Raw genomic sequence first — 15,295 nt, forward strand, 5'->3', positions numbered from 1 at the left:
TGCGGGCGATGTAGCCGGGCAGGTAGGGGCCGGTGTAGTTGCTGCGGTCGACGAGGGTGTGGCGGGTGTCGCCGTAGGTGGCGATCGCGGCGAGGCGGACGGTGCCGTGCTCGTCGGTCACCTCGTGCGGTTCGTCGAGGACGGTGGCGCCCTGGGCGCGGGCGTGGGCGATGCATTTGTCGACGTCGGGGACGGCGAGGGCGATGTCGACGACGCCGTCGCCGTGGGTGCGGTGGTGCTCGATCAGCGGACTCTGGGGGTCGACGGCGCCTTTGATGACGAAGCGGACGGCACCGGATTCGAGGACGAAACTGTGGTGGTCGCGGTTGCCGGTGGTGGGTCCGGAGTAGGCGACGAGGGTCATCCCGAACGCGGACTGGAAGTAGTGGGCGGTCTGGGTGGCGTTGCCGACCACCCAGACGACGGCGTCCCAGCCGCTGACCGGGAACGGATCGCGGGTGCCGTCGTATTCGACGAGCCCGACCAGCTGCTCGAGCTGGCCGAGGTCGAGACCTGCCAGGCGTTCCTTGTCGGTGAGAGTCTGCTCGATCGTCATCGCTGTCTTCCTGGTTCGAGGGACGGGGGCTTGGTGGCCTGTTGCCTGGGTCACTACGAAAACCCACCCCGCCCACATAGGCAACCGAGCCAGCAGAAGCTAGCCACAGTGCCACCTTCGGCGACCCTCGGACCGATTTTCTTATACAGTCGGACTAGTTGAATCCGCCCGGAGAGGTCTGGCCATGAAGGACGCAGTGCAGTTGGACGAGCTCGACTTCGCCCTTCTCGACGCCATGCACGACGACCCGAAGGCCGGCGTGCTGGAGCTGTCGCGCCGGATCAAGGTCGCGCGGGCCACCGTCCAGGCGCGGGTGCGCAAACTCGAGGAGTCGGGAGTGATCGCCGGGTACGAGCCGCGCCTCGACATCGCGGCCGCGGGGTTCGACGTGCAGGCGTTCGTCACGCTGGAGACGGCGCAGGGCGCGCTCGACTCCGTGACGTCGGAACTGGAGTCGATTCCCGGCGTGCTCGAGGCCTTCGCGACCACCGGTTCGGGCGACATCCTGTGCCGCATCGCGGCGGGTTCCCACCTCGGGCTGCAGCAGACGCTGATCGATCTGAACAAGTCGAGCGTCGTCGCCCGGTCCACCAGCGTGATGGTGCTGTCGGTGATCGTCCCGTACCGGTCGATGCCTCTGCTGCGGACCCTCGACCGGCCGCGCTCGGCGAAGGCCCCGGCCTACCGCACAGCTTCCTCGGAACCGGATTAGCATCACGATCGCCGCCCCCGCTGCACAAACTGAATAGAAAATTCTGGAACTTCTTTCGCGGTGGTGTTCATCGTGGCTATGTGCCGGCCGGCCGGTTGCGGCGCACGAGTGGTGCCCGACACAGTGATCGCCGTAACAGCGCGGGCAGCGGTCGGGAACACCGACCGGGTCGCCCCGAGCCCCCGGCAGCCGAGAAACCGAGAGAAGCCATGAAGAATCTGCTCACCCGATTCGAAGAGAAGGCCCCCGAGATCGTCTTCGAGTGGCACGACACGGAGACCTCCGCACGCGGATGGACGGTGATCAACTCGCTACGTGGCGGCGCTGCCGGCGGCGGAACCCGGATGCGGCGCGGTCTCGACCGGCGCGAGGTGGAGTCGCTCGCGAAGACCATGGAGGTCAAGTTCACCGTCTCCGGTCCGGCCATCGGCGGCGCAAAGTCGGGCATCGATTTCGACCCGACCGACCCGCGCAAGGACGAGGTGCTGCGGCGCTGGTTCAAGGCCGTCACCCCGCTCCTCAAGGCGTACTACGGCACCGGCGGCGACCTGAACGTCGACGAGATGGCCGAGGTCGTGCCGATCACCGAGAGCTACGGCCTGTGGCATCCGCAGGAGGGTGTCGTCAACGGGCACTTCGCGGCCAGCGATCGCGAGCGGGTGCAGCGGGTCGGACAGCTGCGGCTGGGTGTCGCGAAGGTCGTCGAGGATGCGCGGTTCACTCCCGACCCGCAGGCGAAGTACACGGTGTCCGACCTGATCACCGGCTGGGGTGTCGCCGAATCGGTGCGGCACTACTACCGGGTCTACGGCGGCGAACTGGCCGGCAAGCGCGTGATCATGCAGGGCTGGGGCAACGTCGGCGCCGCCGCCGCGTACTACCTGGCGCAGTCCGGGGCCCGGATCGTCGGCATCCTCGACCGCAACGGTGGGTTGTCGAACACCGACGGCTACGACTTCGAGCAGATCCGCGCGCTGTTCCTGGCCAAGGAGGGCAACGAACTGCGCGCGGCAGGCACGGTGCCGTTCGAGGAGATCAACGAGGCGATCTGGAGTTCGGGCGCCGAGATCTTCCTCCCCTGCGCCGCATCACGTCTCGTGACCCGCGACCAGGTGGACCAGTTGATCGCCGGTGGTCTCGAGGTGGTGGCGAGCGGCGCCAACGTGCCGTTCGCGGACGACGAGATCTTCTACGGCCCCATCTACGAGTACGCCGACAAGAGTGTGGCCGTCGTCCCGGACTTCATCGCCAACTGCGGCATGGCCCGGGCGTTCGCACTACTGATGGAAGGTGACATCGAGGTGTCGGACGAGGCGATCTTCGGTGACGTCTCTGCCACCGTCGCGACGGCGCTCGAGCGTTGCTTCGCGCGTTCGTCGCAGCCGACCGGAATCGCCGGTACCGCGTTCGAGATCGCACTCGATCAGCTCGTCTGACGGCACGGGAGCTCCCATGAACACAGTTCACGACCCACCGAAATCCACTGGCCTGCAGCAGGCGATGAAACCGCGGCAGTTGGTGATGATGAGCCTGGGCGGCGCGATCGGCGCCGGACTGTTCGTCGGCTCCGGCGCGGGCATCGCCGTCGCCGGACCCGCGGTGCTCGTCTCCTTCCTCATCGCCGGATTCCTCGTCGTCCTCGTGATGCGGATGATGGGCGAGATGGTGGCCGCCGACCCCGACAGCGGCGCGTTCTCCGTCCACGCCGAGAACGCGATGGGCCCGGTCGCCGGCCGGACGATCGGCTGGCTCTACTGGGTGCAGGTCGTCATCGTGGTGGCCGCGGAAGCGACCGCGGCGGCGGCGATCACCGCCGCCTCCATACCCGCAGTGCCGCAATGGGTGGCCGCCCTGGCGTACATGAGTGTGCTGACCGCCGTGAACCTGGCGGGCGTCTCCCGTTTCGGCGAGTTCGAATTCTGGTTCGCCGCACTGAAGATCGTGGCGATCGTCGCATTCCTGGCGGTCGGTTCCGCGATGATCCTCGGGGGGATTCCGAGCTTCGACGCGCCGGGTCTGTCGAACCTCACCGGCCACGGCGGGTTCGCCCCCAACGGTGTCACCGGTATCGCGGCCGGCCTGCTGATCGTGGTCTTCGCGTTCGGCGGCACCGAGGTGATGGCCATCGCGGCCGCCGAGACGTCGGAACCGCGGCGCAACGTGAGCCGGGCGGTGCGGTCCATCGTGTGGCGGATCCTGGTGTTCTACGTCGGTTCCGTCCTCATCATGGTGACGGTGCTGCCCTGGACCGCCGACGAACTCGCGACGGGACCGTTCGTCGCGGTCCTGAACGCCGCGCACGTGCCCGGCGCCGGCGCCGTCATGACCGTCGTCGTGGTCATCGCACTGCTGTCGTCGCTGAACGCCATGCTGTTCAGTGGCTCCCGGATGATTTACTCGCTGTCCGAGCGTGGGGCTGCGGCGAAGGTGTTCGGCCGGGTGTCGGGCAACGGCGTTCCCCGCGTGGCGGTGCTGGCGTCGGTGGCGTTCGGGTTCGTCACCGTCGTCCTCAACTACCTGGCCCCGGATCGTGTTCTCCCGCTCCTGCTCAACGCGGTCGGCTCGACGATCCTGGTGCTGTGGACGTTCGTCACCGTCTCGCAGATCGTGTTGCGGCGGCGCGCCGAGAAGTCGGGCCGAACGGATCTGCCGCTGAAGATGTGGGGCTTCCCGTATCTGTCGTATGTCGCTCTCGCGCTACTGGCCGCGGTCGCGGTGCTGGCGTTGTTCGACGACGCGGCACGCAACCAGCTGTTCGCGACGCTCACGTTCACATGTGCGATCACACTGGCCTGCTGGGTACTCGGACGCAGGCAACAGAGCGCGGCCGCCGACACCACACCGGAGAAGACGCCCGAGACCGTCGGCTGAGACGACAGCGCGGTCTCACGGATGTCGAGGGGTCATCCGTGGGGCCGCGGCGGTCTACCGCTCAGCGGACACGTTCCGGTCGCCGAACCCTCCCGCGGCCTACCGTCGAACGCACGCGACGAAGGGCCGGGAATGACCACACATCCAGACGTTTTCGCCCCGGACACGCTGGGCCCCATCACGTTACGCAATCGGGTCATCAAGTCGGCCACGTTCGAGGGCCGCACTCCCGACGCGCTGGTCACCGACGAACTGATCGAATTCCACCGCCGGCCCGCGGCGGGTGGGGTCGGGATGTCGACGGTGGCCTACTGCGCCGTGGCACCGGAGGGTCGCACCGAACGCGGGCAGTTGTGGATGCGCCCGGACGCTGTGCCCGGGCTGCGCAGGCTCACCGACGCCATCCACGCCGAGGGTGCGGCCGCATCCGCCCAACTCGGGCACGCCGGACCCGTCGCGAACGAGAAGTCCACCGGACTGCCGGCGCTCGCGCCGTCGCGGTCGTTCAACCCGCTCAGCATGCGGATGATCCGCAGCGCCACCACCGCCGACATCACCCGGATCACCGCCGCCCACGGAACCGCGGCACGGCTCGCGGTCAAGTCCGGCTTCGACGCCGTCGAGATCCACTTCGGCCACAACTACTTCGCCAGCGCGTTTCTCTGCCCGAAGCTGAACCGTCGCACCGATTCCTACGGCGGATCACTCGAGAACCGGGCCCGGGTGGTGCGGGACGTCGCCCGGACCGTGCGCGACGCCGTCGGCGGCCGGGTCGCGATCCTCGCCAAGCTGAACATGGACGACGGCGTCCCCGGCGGGCTCTGGCTCGACGAGGCCATCCAGGTGGCCAGACTGCTGGAGCACGACGGCAGCGTCGACGCCCTCGAACTCACCATGGGCAGTCCACTTCTCAACCCGATGTACCTGTTCAAGGGTGACGCGCCGGTGCGGGAGTTCGCGGCCGCCATGCCGCAGCCAGTCCGCCTCGGCGTCCAGTTGGCCGGGAAGTCGATGATCCACGCCTACCCGTACCGCGACCTGTTCATGCTCGAGCACGCACGCCAGATCCGCGCGGCGGTGACGTTGCCGCTCGTCCTGCTCGGCGGAGTCACCGACCGGGCGGGCATGGACACCGCCATGGCCGAGGGCTTCGAATTCGTCGCCATGGCCCGGGCGCTGCTGCGCGAACCCGACCTGATCAACCGCATCCGGTCCGAGCCCCGCACCCAGTCGTTGTGCATCCACTGCAACAAATGCATGCCCACCATCTTCAGCGGAGCACGCTGCGTGCTCGTCGAATGATTCGCTGCACGGCCGGTTGACTCACGCGTGGAGCGCGATGAGGGACCCGATGCCGACGACGGCACCGAAGATCAGTGGGATGCAGATGATGTCGATGAAGATGCCGGTGCCGATCATCTTGATCATCGGCACATACCCCGGTCCGTAGACGATGGCGTTCGGTGGTGTCGAGACCGGAAGCATGGCACCGACGTTTGCACCGAACACGCCGGCCATTGCCGGGATAATCGGGTCGACACCGACGGCGAGGGCGATCGGGATGATGATCGGGACGACGATACCGACGCTGGCCGTGTTGCTGGTGGTTTCGGAGATGACCAGCCCCATGACGATGGCGATCAGAGGCCGAACCGTCCGCGGATGTAGTCGAAGCGTTCCTCTCCTGCGAGTTTCGGTGGCTGCTCCGTCACTGTGGTCAATGTGCTCATGTCAGCTCCTTGCAAGCTGAGGAACGGAGAGCAGGTCTTCATCCGCTGCGGCGCAGCTATGCCATCCGCGAACAGCGCTCGAGGCGATATCCTTCGCCTCGCCCAGATAGTCGTCAGCGGTAACGAGTTGTGCGGGCATCAGTTCGGCGACACCGGCCTCCGCCGCGACCTCACGCAGGGTGTCGGCGAGCACACGATGCGTGGTCCGGGCGCGGGTCGCGGCGCGCATGACTCCCCTCCTACGCTCCGGAAGGGCACGACCATCGATCATGGGAACAGTGACACCAGCTCCTCACAGCTTCCTTCGACATCAAGCGTCGAGTACCAGTTTGGGTGTGTGGGAACGTCCAACGCAGATCATCATCGTCTCGCCCTTCTCACGGTCTGCCTGCGAGAGGATCGAATCGTGATGTTCGGGCACTCCGTCGAGCACTCGGGTTTCGCAGGATCCGCAGAAGCCGTCCTCGCAGGAGTACAGGATGTCCGGGTTCGCTTCGAGGACGACTTCGAGCAGGGTGCGGTCGGCGGGCACCTTCAACGTGCAGCCGGTACGGCGCAGTTCGACGTCGAATTCGGTGGGCGACTGCCCGTCCGAGGCTTCCGCGGCCGCGGCAGGGTCTGCCCCCACGACGGGAGCGCCGAACCGCTCGAAATGAATCGCCTCGTCACCGAGCACCGGACCGCACACCGACTTCACCGCCTGCAGTAGGCCTTCGGGGCCGCAGCAGTACACGGCGGTGCCGGCTGGAACGTCGGCCAGGGCGGCTGCCAGGTCGAGGTTTCCGGATTCGTCTGAGGGAGAGACGTTCACCTCGCCGAGACCGCAAAACTCTTCCACGAATGCCATCGTGGCGCGGCTGCGGCCACCGTAGAGTGCGGACCAGCTGGCGTTCTCCCGCGACAGTTGTCGTGCCATCGAAAGAATGGGAGTGACCCCGATTCCACCGGCGATCAGGAGGTAGTGGGGGGCGCGCTCGAGGGCGAAGTGGTTGCGGGGGCCACGCACCGCCAGGAGATCCCCCACCCGGACACTGTCGTGGATTTCCTTCGACCCACCGCGTCCCTCGTCTTCTCTCAGGACGGCGATCCGGTAGGCGGTCTTGTCGGTGGGGTCACCGCACAGGCTGTACTGCCGAACGGTCCCGGAGGGCAGCACGATGTCGATGTGTGCTCCGGGCTCCCATTCGCCGAGGGCGGCGCCGTCCGGTCGTTCCAGGGTCAGCGACAACACGCCATCGGATTCGAGTCGTTGTTGCCGGACCAGGAGGTGGTTGGTCTCTTGTGTCATTTTCAGATCCTTGGGGTCGAGAGAACTGGCGCGTATGCACCCGCGGTGCGGTATCCCCCCTTGAGGACATCGACGAAGGCGGTGGCGAGATCGACCTGGGTGATGGACACCAGCATGTCGAGTTCCATCCTCAGTACTGCCATCGCTTCGGCGCCTTGCTGGCTGTCCCAGTCCTGCTGATCGACCAGGACGCCGGCGAGCAGGTTGCCCGACTGGCGGGCTGCTTCGGCCATCGTGGTGGCGAAACCGACGGGGACTTGGGACAGCACCGAGCCGATGAGAATGACCATGTCCGATTCGGTAGCCAACTCGTCGATACGGCGCATGGTAGTGGTGTCGGCGTTGATGTCGCGCACGGCCACCTCATTCGGCGCGTGCTCGGTGACCACCTGCACCTCGGTCAGCCCCGCCGCAGCCATCTGGTCGACGAGTCTGTGACCCGATTCACCTAAGGGCACCAGTACAATTCGTGCCACGTAGGACAGTCGGCGTGGTGTCATCTCGCTCATGACAACGTTCCTCGTTTCTGATCGGTCGGGCGGCGCAGCTGCGGGCGGATGACGACGTGCGGACTCACCGGCCCCTGTCCGGTAGCCATCCGTCCCAGCATGTTGTCGACCTGGTCCAGGTCGACGTCGACGGAGGGCACGATTTCCAAGCCTGATCGCCCGTCGGCGAGGAGTTCGATGCTGCGTGTGACCGCATCGGGGGAGCGGCCGCGGACACCGACGATCGTGTTGGCGCCGCGTACCAGGGATTTGAGATCGAGTTCGCAGACCGGGGTCGAGCCCAGTCCGCCGATGACGAGCCGGCCCCGCTTGCGCAGCACGCGGGCGGCGGCGGCAACGGCCTCTCCCCCGAGTCCGACGGTGTCGAGTAGCACGTCGGTTCCCTCGCCGCCGGTTGCTCGCAGGATCAGCTCGGGGAGGCTGTGGTTGTTGTTGATCACCGGTACCGCACTGAGTGATTCGGCGATCTCGAGTCGGCCGGCCGAGTCCGGCACCCCGATGACGACGATGCGGGCGGCGCCGACGGCTCGGGCCGCGGCTACCGCGGCGATGCCGTGGTAGCCGGGGCCGATGACGACGACGGTGGAGCCTTCCTTGGCGCCGCCGGCGTCGACCGTCCAGTCGAGTGCGTTGGCGAAGGGCTGCGTCCACGCCGCGAGATCTGCGTCGAGATCCGCCGGTAGGCGGTACACGAGACTGTTCGCGCTGAGCTGCATGTATTCGGCGTTGCCGCCGTGCAGGCCGGCCCCGTCGTCCGCCGAGAGAAGGCCCACTCGCCGTTTTCCCGCGAACAAATCGGTGTGTGGGCACATGCGGTAGTCCCCGATGCGGCACGCCGGGCAGGCCGCCCGCAGACACGGCAGGTATTCCTCCAACGCGACCCGGTCGCCGGGCCGCACGTCCCACGCGGTCGACTGGGTCTCCTCCACCGAGACGACGGTCCCGACGACGTGATGGCCGAGCACGGTGGGCGAGTCCAGTCCGGCCCGATACAGACCGACATCGGTTCCGCACACTGCGGAGGATTCGACTTCGAGCCAGCCCACCGCACCGATTGCCGCGTCGGTGTCGAGGTGGCGGACGGTCGTCGTCGTGTCGGGCATCGACACCGCGGCGCGGACCAGCCTCGGCGGGCCGGCTACCGAGCGCGTCGGTGCGATGTCGATGTCGGCGCTGTTGGTCACGTCGGACTCCTTGTTTTCGTTGCCTGGGTATCAGATGGAGACGAAGTCTTCGCCCTCGACCATGCGGAGCGCATCCTCGGCGCCCTCCTTGAAGGGCGTCGCTTTCGGCAGCAGGACCGAGGTCGACCGCACACGCTGATGTTCGGGCTTCATCCCGGGCAGGGTCCCCGCCTCGAGCTCTGCGAGCGCGCCGAGCAGCCGACGCCGAGCCAAGATGATGCCCGCGTCCGAGGTACCGAGCCGTTCCTTCGTGCGATCGCAGATCTCACCCATCGACTCCTGCAGGGAGAAGTCCTGCGCGGCAATGCCCTCGATGCCGGAGAACGTCTCCTTCCGCCGCTGGGCCTCGCGGTCCATCAGGTAGTCGTTGTCCTTGTTCGCCAGCGTCCGGTAGGTCCCGGGGATGTACTTGGCGTGGATGCCGTCGCCATTGCGCATCGACGCGAGTTCGTCGTCGCGCAGTTCCCGGGTGGGGTGGTAGTTGATGCTCCACGCCCAGCACGTCTCGTCGTCGATCGGCACCCACGCGTGCCCGCCGAGCGGATTGTGCGTTCCGAACGGCGGAATGATGGTGTACCAGGGCATGATCCACTGCGTGATCCGCCAGTAGTACTCCTCGTCGTTAGCGTTGCGGCGGGCCCCGATGACCAGACCGCCGTCGCTCTCGGCGACCTCGAACTTCGGTCGGGTGTCGGCCTTGAGGTACTTGTTGCCCTCGGTTCCCGAGTGCATCGGATCGTCGTCGAGGTTGAACCGGTGGGCGAACGAGACGTGACTCGAGTCGATCCCGCCCTCCATCGCCTGCAGGTAGTTCGTCTCCTGCAGGCGCTTCGAGACAAATCGGTGGCCCTCGCCGAGCATCGCCCACTCGAGTTCGGGCAGTTCGGGTTTCAGCTCGGGCGGGCCCATGTAGGTCCAGATCACGCCGCCGCGCTCGACACACGGGTACGCCTTCTGCTTGATCCGGGACTTGAACTTCGAGTCCTCCGGCTCGGATGGCATGTCGATGCAGTTGCCTTCGACGTCGTACTTCCAGCCGTGGTACGCGCAGCGCAGTCCGCAGTCCTCGTTGCGGCCGAAGTACAGCGAGGCGGTGCGGTGACTGCAGAACTCGTCGAGCAGACCGAGCCGGCCCTGGGTGTCGCGGAATGCGATCAGTTGCTCGCCGAGCAACTTGACCCGGACCGGAGCGCAATCCGGCTCGGGCAACTCCTCCGCCAGCAATGCCGGGATCCAGTATCGGCGAAAGAGCCGGCCCATCGGCGTATCGGGGCCCGTCTGTACCAGCAGGGTGTTTTGGTCTTGCGTCAGCATGGGAGTCCTTTCGACCTTCCGCGGCATTTTCGTCCGCATAGCGCGCATGTGCGCGCAAATTGACCGGTCTCGAAACTGTGACACAAACCGCTTCGTAGCGTCAACCATGGGCGGCCTTACCTCTCAGACCCAAGGCCGCAGGTCCTCGCCATTTCAGGCACCGAGATGCGTCGAACCCTGCCGCCCTGATCGCGCACAATCCAACGACGACGCGACCGAATAGCACGCGCATATGCGCGCAGAGCGAACTTCACTAGACTCTCGGTAGTGGGATCCAATGGAGCCACTCAGCGAGTGCAGCCACCGGAGAGGGAGCAGATGACGCGAGCCAGGAGCGCGGTCGACGGCATACCGTCGTCGACGCCCGTGCGGCCGGCCCGGCCGAAGGACGCGGTCCAATCACTCGAACGTGCCATCGCGGTGCTGACCACCTTCGACCGCGAGCATCGCGACCTCACGCTGACCGAGGTAGCAGATCGGTGCCGACTTCCCCGCTCCGCGGCGCGGCGATTCCTACACACGCTCGTCGAACTCGGATTCGTCGCGGTCTCCGGCCGCAAGTTCACCCTGACACCGCAGGTACTCGAGCTGGGCTATGCCAATCTGTCGAGGTTCACCCTGGCCGACGTGTGCCAGCCGCACCTCGAGGCACTTGCGCGAAACCTGGGAACCTCCGCGTCCGTGACCGTGCTCGAAGGCCCGGACATTCGGTACGTCGGCAGGGTAGACGTTGCGTCCGGCATGTCCGTGTCCTTGAAGGCGGGTAGCCGGTTGCCTGCCCGCCGGACCGCGGCTGGACAGGTGCTGCTGGCCGCACTTCCCGAGTCCGAGCTGAACCGGCATCTCGATGTCACGGCTACCCAGGACTCCCACCCCGCGCTCGCAAAGGACGAGCGCAGTCGACTCGGGCGCGAGTTGGACATTATTCGCCGTCAGGGCTGGGCCTTCGCCGATCAGGTTCTCGACGTCGGCGTGCAAGCGTTGGCCGTGCCGCTTCGCTCCCGAACCGGCCGCAACGTCGGCGCGCTCACGGTGTCGATGTACCAAACACACGAACCTGCGCGCACCCTGGTTCCGCGGTACCTTCCCCCGCTCCTCGAAACCGCCGGCCGGATCTCCCTGGAACTGCGCGCCGGAATCGACATCTGATTGCACGGCCTGCTGCGGGGCCGCGCGAACGTCCGCCCAGTCGCCGAGTGACCACGGTTTGTTCCATCGGCACCCCCCGCTACCCGTTGCGACACTTGGGCGGCGCACGAAGCATCCTGGGGCGGCAGCAGTAGGCAACACCCCAGGGACCGCGGCACTGGCGTCCGAAGATAGAATGCTTGAACGCTATGCGGACGCCGGATGAGGCGACCGTGCGCATCGTCGCGCGGCAATAGGACTGTCGATGGAGTACCTGCAGTGAACAACCGCGATTTCCGAGGACTGCTGCCGCTGCTGACTGCGGCCATGGCTATCGGGCCGCTGCTGACCTACGGGCTGAGTTCGACGAGTGCGCTGGTCATCGACTCGCTCGGTATCACCGCGGTGCAGTTCGGGATGCTTGCCACGCTCACCTTCCTGACGGCGGCTGCCCTGTCCCTGGCCTTCGGCAGGTTCAGTGATCGCTTCCCCGCTCGCGCCCTGCTCGTCACAGTATTCGCGGGCGCCGCATTCTCGTTCGTCGTCGCGGCGCTGTCGACGAACTACCTGTGGTTACTGGCAGCCATGGCCTTGTCCGGGGCAGCGCAGGCTCTGTCGAACCCGGTCACCAATCGCGTGATCAGCGACCACGCCCCACCGGCCAAGCGGTCACCCTGGATCGGAGTGAAGCAGTCGGGGGTGCAGGCCAGTCAACTCGCCGCCGGGATCGGATGCCCCACCCTGGCGCTTGCCTGGGGATGGCGAGGCCCGCTCTGGGTCGGCGCCGCCATCGCGGGCATCTCGGCCGTCCTGGCCTGGCGTTTCGCACCGTCTCGTGCTCGTTCGCGTCGGTCGGCGGGCGCGCTCGAGTTCGCTCCACCGTCCTTCGGCCGTACCGAGCACCGATCGCTGCCCCCGGCCATCTGGCTATTCGCCGCCTACGCCTTGTTCTCCGGCGCCGCCCTTCAAGCCACCAACGTCTATCTTCCGCTGTTCGCGCACGACGAGATGGGCTTGAACCTGACCGTGGCCGGGCTCACCGCAGCGATTGCCGGCCTGATCGGTGTCACCGCGCGGATCGGTTGGGGCCGGGCGCTGGCCGGGAAAACCGGCCCCTTCGTCCTGCTGTTGATCCTCGCATCGGGCTCCACGCTCGGCGCACTCGCCCTACTCGGCGCCCAGATTCTGGGATGGCTTCCTCTGCTGTGGCTCGGCGTCGGCGTCCACGGCGCGACTGCGCTCGCGGCCAACGTGGTCTTGATGGCTGGCGCGCTCCGCGTAGTTCAGACCAGCGCCGTGGGCCGCGCCTCGAGTGCCATCGCGGTCGGGATGTACCTCGGATTCGCCTGCGGGCCCGCGCTGATGGGACTGCTGTCCGACCACACCGGTGGATTCGCGACCGGCTGGTCAGCTGCGGTGGCGCTGTACACGGTATGCATCGCCCTCAGCCTCTGGGGGATCCGCGGTACCGATGCACACACCCAGTCGGCAGCACCCCACGAAGTAGATAGGTTGAGCCTGTGAGCGAGAACGAAGCGACCACGATGCCCCCGGAACAGAACCGCGACCACGTCCAAGCTCTCGGCCGGGGGCTCGAGGTACTCAAACTGTTCGGGCGAGAACGCCGCCCCCTGTCGGTCACCGAGGTCGCGACCCTCGCCGGCATCACCCGCACCGCGGCCCGCCGTTTCGTGCTGACACTGGAGTACATGGGCTACCTGTCCTACGACGGCACCGCCTACACCGCCCGCCCGGCGGTACTCGAGATCGGTGATGCCTACGTCCTGAGCAGCGGCCTTCCCGATATCGTCCGGCCCTACCTCGAGCGCCTCGCCGAGCAGACACAGGAGACGGCGTCCCTCACCGTGCTGCACCGCGACACGATCTTCTACGTCGACCGGGTCCAGGCCGACCGGGTCCTCACAGTCGAGATCGTGGTCGGGACGAGTCTGCCGGCCTACGCCGTCGCCACCGGCCGGGTGCTCCTGTCACACCGCACGGATGCCGAACTCGACGCCTATCTAGCGACCGTGAACACCCACAGTTACACCGAGGCCACCACGATCGACACCGCCGAACTGCGCGCGAAGATCATCGACGCTCGCAACGAGGGATGGTCGCTGGCGGACCAGGAACTCACCGAGGGGGTCCGTTCGATCGCCGTGCCCATTCGCGACGCCGACGGCCACGCAGTCGCGGCCCTCAACGTCTCCGCCCAGTCGTCGCGTGTCTCACTCGACCACATGAGGGGATCAATCCTCACCGCACTCCAGAAAGCAGCCGCGCAGATCCGTGAGGAGCTGACGGGGATCTGAAGACTCGTCGGCGGTCGCGCGCCGTTTCTCGACGGTGATCGGCACGGCGCACGACTGAAGTGCGGCGCGGCGACGACACGGCCTCCACGGCTCCAACGGCGTGAGCATATACAGGCAGTTCACGTCCGCATGGCGCGCAATTGATCAACAAACGGACGGAACTGTTGTGTGAACACGATCACCTTGATAGAACAGGTGTAGCGCTCGACCGGTCCAAGGTGGCTAGCCCTCAGCTTTTCAGCGCCGCGCCTACGCGTGACGTTCACCGCCCACCTCCACACTTCGACTGCGCCAACGCTATTCAACTAAACGGCAACGATCCTCTGCGACGCGTTCCGGGTTGCAGCCCAGCCCCGAGACCCTGAGCAATCGCGCCGAGACCAGACAGGAACGACCTCGTGCAGACAATTTCCGCATCCCCTGATCAGCAGGTACGTAGCCGGTATCGGTGGGTAGTACTCGTGCTCTGCTGGCTCGCCTTCACCATGACCTCGGTCGATCGCTCCACCTGGGGTCCGGCGTCGGTCTTCGTCGGCGAGGATCTCGGCGTGCCCCTCGCCAGCCTCGGCGTGTTCGCCACCGCGTACTACATCGGATACGTCTGCTCCAACGCCCTCACCGGGGTGCTGTCCGACCGATTCGGTGGCCGCGAGGTAGTCACCGCGTCGCTTGTCGGCGCAGGTGTCTTCATGATGGTCTTCGGATCAACCACCTCTGCGGCGATCGGCATCGGCGTGCAGGCAGTCGTCGGTTTCTTCGCCGGCGCGGATTACGCCGCAGGCGTCAAACTCCTTGCAAGCTGGTTCAAGCCCAAAGAACTCGGCAAAGTCATGGGACTGTTCACCTCCGCCACCTCACTCGGCACCGTCATCGCCAACACCGTCGTCCCATGGATGATCAACCACTACAGCTGGCACGCCTCCTACCATCTTTTCGGTGCCATCTCGGTCGTGACCGCAGTCGCCTGCTACGTAATCATCCGACCGGGACCGGTCGTCAACCAACGCGCCACGAACCGTGACGGCAAACGCCCCTCCGCCTGGAAGACACTGACCACCAACCGCGACCTGATGCTGCTCTCACTCGCGGGGTTCGGCGGCTTCTGGGGCACATACGGATTCGTCACCTGGTCTAACGCCCTCCTCATCAAAGGACATGGAGTCTCCAGCACCACCGCCGGATTCATCGTGGCCATCTTCGCGGGCGTGGCGGTGTTCAGCAAGCCCCTCATCGGAATGCTCGGCGACAAAGTCGGCAGCGCCCGAAAGCCCGCGATCGTCATCCTCGCGCTGTTCGCCGTGATCCTGATCTTCTTCGGCACCCTGGACAACGTCCCGGCGCTCCTGATTGCGGCACCCGTCCTCGGCCTGGTCGGATACGGATACCTGCCGCTGATCGTCGCGATGATTCCGCGTCTGGTTTCGAGCGAGGTCACCGGTACCGCCGCCGGCGCCTCCAACGCCTTCTGGCAGATCGCCAGCACTCTCGTCCCTCTCGCGATCGGCGCGGTCTTCTCCGCCACCGGCTCGTTCCTGGCGGCGTTCTCCGCCCTCGCCGTCGGACCGATGATCGGCGCAGTCGTCCTGTACTTCGTCGACGAGGACGGCGGAAGGATCACGGTCGCCGACCCGGCACCGGAACCTCCCGACACCACCACACACTGATACCCACTTCCCAACGACACGACG

The 15,295-nt window shown here is 66.5% G+C and carries 15 protein-coding genes; 8 read left to right on the forward strand and 7 right to left on the reverse strand.

Translation table 11 applies throughout. The features are described 5' to 3' along the window. A partial coding sequence (locus tag HGB39_RS35045; RefSeq protein WP_210753179.1) for a VOC family protein occupies positions 1 to 556 on the reverse strand: 556 nt, incomplete at its 3' end. A gap of 184 nt (positions 557 to 740) precedes the next feature. Here HGB39_RS35045 and HGB39_RS35050 point away from each other — a divergent pair. The 4 genes from HGB39_RS35050 to HGB39_RS35065 all read left to right on the forward strand — a co-directional run bounded on the left by HGB39_RS35050 (position 741) and on the right by HGB39_RS35065 (position 5,441). After that, positions 741 to 1,268 carry an Lrp/AsnC family transcriptional regulator gene (locus tag HGB39_RS35050; RefSeq protein ID WP_005261973.1) on the forward strand — a complete coding sequence of 176 codons (528 nt, stop codon included), beginning with the start codon at positions 741 to 743 and terminating at the stop codon, positions 1,266 to 1,268. Positions 1,269 to 1,477: 209 nt separating this feature from the next. Then, the gene (locus HGB39_RS35055; RefSeq protein ID WP_005560171.1) at positions 1,478 to 2,704 is read left to right on the forward strand and encodes a Glu/Leu/Phe/Val dehydrogenase dimerization domain-containing protein; all 1,227 of its coding nucleotides are present in this window, start codon (positions 1,478 to 1,480) and stop codon (positions 2,702 to 2,704) included. A gap of 16 nt (positions 2,705 to 2,720) precedes the next feature. Then, positions 2,721 to 4,139: an amino acid permease gene (locus HGB39_RS35060; RefSeq protein ID WP_043786657.1), complete on the forward strand. Its 1,419-nt coding sequence runs from the start codon at positions 2,721 to 2,723 to the stop codon at positions 4,137 to 4,139. A gap of 132 nt (positions 4,140 to 4,271) precedes the next feature. After that, complete coding sequence (locus HGB39_RS35065) at positions 4,272 to 5,441, forward strand: NADH:flavin oxidoreductase (protein ID WP_005560169.1); 1,170 nt, start codon at positions 4,272 to 4,274, stop codon at positions 5,439 to 5,441. A 21-nt stretch (positions 5,442 to 5,462) separates the two neighbouring features. Here HGB39_RS35065 and HGB39_RS35070 read toward each other — a convergent pair whose 3' ends face one another. From HGB39_RS35070 to HGB39_RS35095, 6 genes are all read right to left on the reverse strand, one after another. After that, positions 5,463 to 5,768: an anion permease gene (locus tag HGB39_RS35070; protein WP_005560167.1), complete on the reverse strand. Its 306-nt coding sequence runs from the start codon at positions 5,766 to 5,768 to the stop codon at positions 5,463 to 5,465. A gap of 102 nt (positions 5,769 to 5,870) precedes the next feature. Continuing rightward, positions 5,871 to 6,098 (reverse strand): hypothetical protein, encoded by a 228-nt coding sequence (locus HGB39_RS35075; RefSeq protein ID WP_005560165.1) that lies wholly within the window; start codon positions 6,096 to 6,098, stop codon positions 5,871 to 5,873. Between the two features lie 81 nt (positions 6,099 to 6,179). After that, positions 6,180 to 7,157: a PDR/VanB family oxidoreductase gene (locus tag HGB39_RS35080; protein WP_005560163.1), complete on the reverse strand. Its 978-nt coding sequence runs from the start codon at positions 7,155 to 7,157 to the stop codon at positions 6,180 to 6,182. 2 nt (positions 7,158 to 7,159) lie between these two features. After that, positions 7,160 to 7,666 (reverse strand): hypothetical protein, encoded by a 507-nt coding sequence (locus HGB39_RS35085; protein ID WP_164709577.1) that lies wholly within the window; start codon positions 7,664 to 7,666, stop codon positions 7,160 to 7,162. Then, a complete protein-coding gene (locus HGB39_RS35090) occupies positions 7,663 to 8,850 on the reverse strand; it encodes a zinc-dependent alcohol dehydrogenase (RefSeq protein ID WP_054247714.1) in 1,188 nt (395 codons plus the stop codon). Before HGB39_RS35090 ends, HGB39_RS35085 begins: the two co-directional genes overlap by 4 nt. A 30-nt stretch (positions 8,851 to 8,880) precedes the next feature. Further along, positions 8,881 to 10,164 (reverse strand): aromatic ring-hydroxylating dioxygenase subunit alpha, encoded by a 1,284-nt coding sequence (locus HGB39_RS35095; protein WP_005560157.1) that lies wholly within the window; start codon positions 10,162 to 10,164, stop codon positions 8,881 to 8,883. Positions 10,165 to 10,482: 318 nt separating this feature from the next. On the opposite strand from HGB39_RS35095, the gene HGB39_RS35100 reads away from it, so the two are divergent. The 4 genes from HGB39_RS35100 (at position 10,483) to HGB39_RS35115 (ending at position 15,271) form a co-directional block, all read left to right on the forward strand. After that, positions 10,483 to 11,313, forward strand: a complete 831-nt coding sequence (locus HGB39_RS35100) for an IclR family transcriptional regulator domain-containing protein (RefSeq protein ID WP_052023886.1) — start codon at positions 10,483 to 10,485, stop codon at positions 11,311 to 11,313. Between the two features lie 258 nt (positions 11,314 to 11,571). Further along, on the forward strand, positions 11,572 to 12,816 hold the full coding sequence (locus HGB39_RS35105) for an MFS transporter (protein ID WP_054247715.1): 1,245 nt from the start codon (positions 11,572 to 11,574) through the stop codon (positions 12,814 to 12,816). Continuing rightward, positions 12,813 to 13,607 carry an IclR family transcriptional regulator domain-containing protein gene (locus HGB39_RS35110; protein ID WP_005560151.1) on the forward strand — a complete coding sequence of 265 codons (795 nt, stop codon included), beginning with the start codon at positions 12,813 to 12,815 and terminating at the stop codon, positions 13,605 to 13,607. Before HGB39_RS35105 ends, HGB39_RS35110 begins: the two co-directional genes overlap by 4 nt. 461 nt (positions 13,608 to 14,068) lie before the next feature. Continuing rightward, complete coding sequence (locus HGB39_RS35115; protein WP_005560149.1) at positions 14,069 to 15,271, forward strand: MFS transporter; 1,203 nt, start codon at positions 14,069 to 14,071, stop codon at positions 15,269 to 15,271. Positions 15,272 to 15,295: the final 24 nt, after the last annotated feature.

The sequence above is a fragment of the Rhodococcus opacus genome (genome assembly GCF_012396235.1).
Classification (GTDB): Bacteria; Actinomycetota; Actinomycetes; order Mycobacteriales; family Mycobacteriaceae; genus Rhodococcus_F; species Rhodococcus_F opacus.

Excerpts from the sequence above, each read along its gene's own strand:
- HGB39_RS35050 (WP_005261973.1), top strand. The coding sequence starts at position 741 with ATGAAGGACGCAGTGCAGTTGGACGAGCTCGACTTCGCCCTTCTCGAC.
- HGB39_RS35055 (WP_005560171.1), top strand. The coding sequence starts at position 1,478 with ATGAAGAATCTGCTCACCCGATTCGAAGAGAAGGCCCCCGAGATCGTC.
- HGB39_RS35060 (WP_043786657.1), top strand. The coding sequence starts at position 2,721 with ATGAACACAGTTCACGACCCACCGAAATCCACTGGCCTGCAGCAGGCG.
- HGB39_RS35065 (WP_005560169.1), top strand. The coding sequence starts at position 4,272 with ATGACCACACATCCAGACGTTTTCGCCCCGGACACGCTGGGCCCCATC.
- HGB39_RS35070 (WP_005560167.1), bottom strand. The coding sequence starts at position 5,768 with ATGGGGCTGGTCATCTCCGAAACCACCAGCAACACGGCCAGCGTCGGT.
- HGB39_RS35075 (WP_005560165.1), bottom strand. The coding sequence starts at position 6,098 with ATGCGCGCCGCGACCCGCGCCCGGACCACGCATCGTGTGCTCGCCGAC.
- HGB39_RS35080 (WP_005560163.1), bottom strand. The coding sequence starts at position 7,157 with ATGACACAAGAGACCAACCACCTCCTGGTCCGGCAACAACGACTCGAA.
- HGB39_RS35085 (WP_164709577.1), bottom strand. The coding sequence starts at position 7,666 with ATGAGCGAGATGACACCACGCCGACTGTCCTACGTGGCACGAATTGTA.
- HGB39_RS35095 (WP_005560157.1), bottom strand. The coding sequence starts at position 10,164 with ATGCTGACGCAAGACCAAAACACCCTGCTGGTACAGACGGGCCCCGAT.
- HGB39_RS35100 (WP_052023886.1), top strand. The coding sequence starts at position 10,483 with ATGACGCGAGCCAGGAGCGCGGTCGACGGCATACCGTCGTCGACGCCC.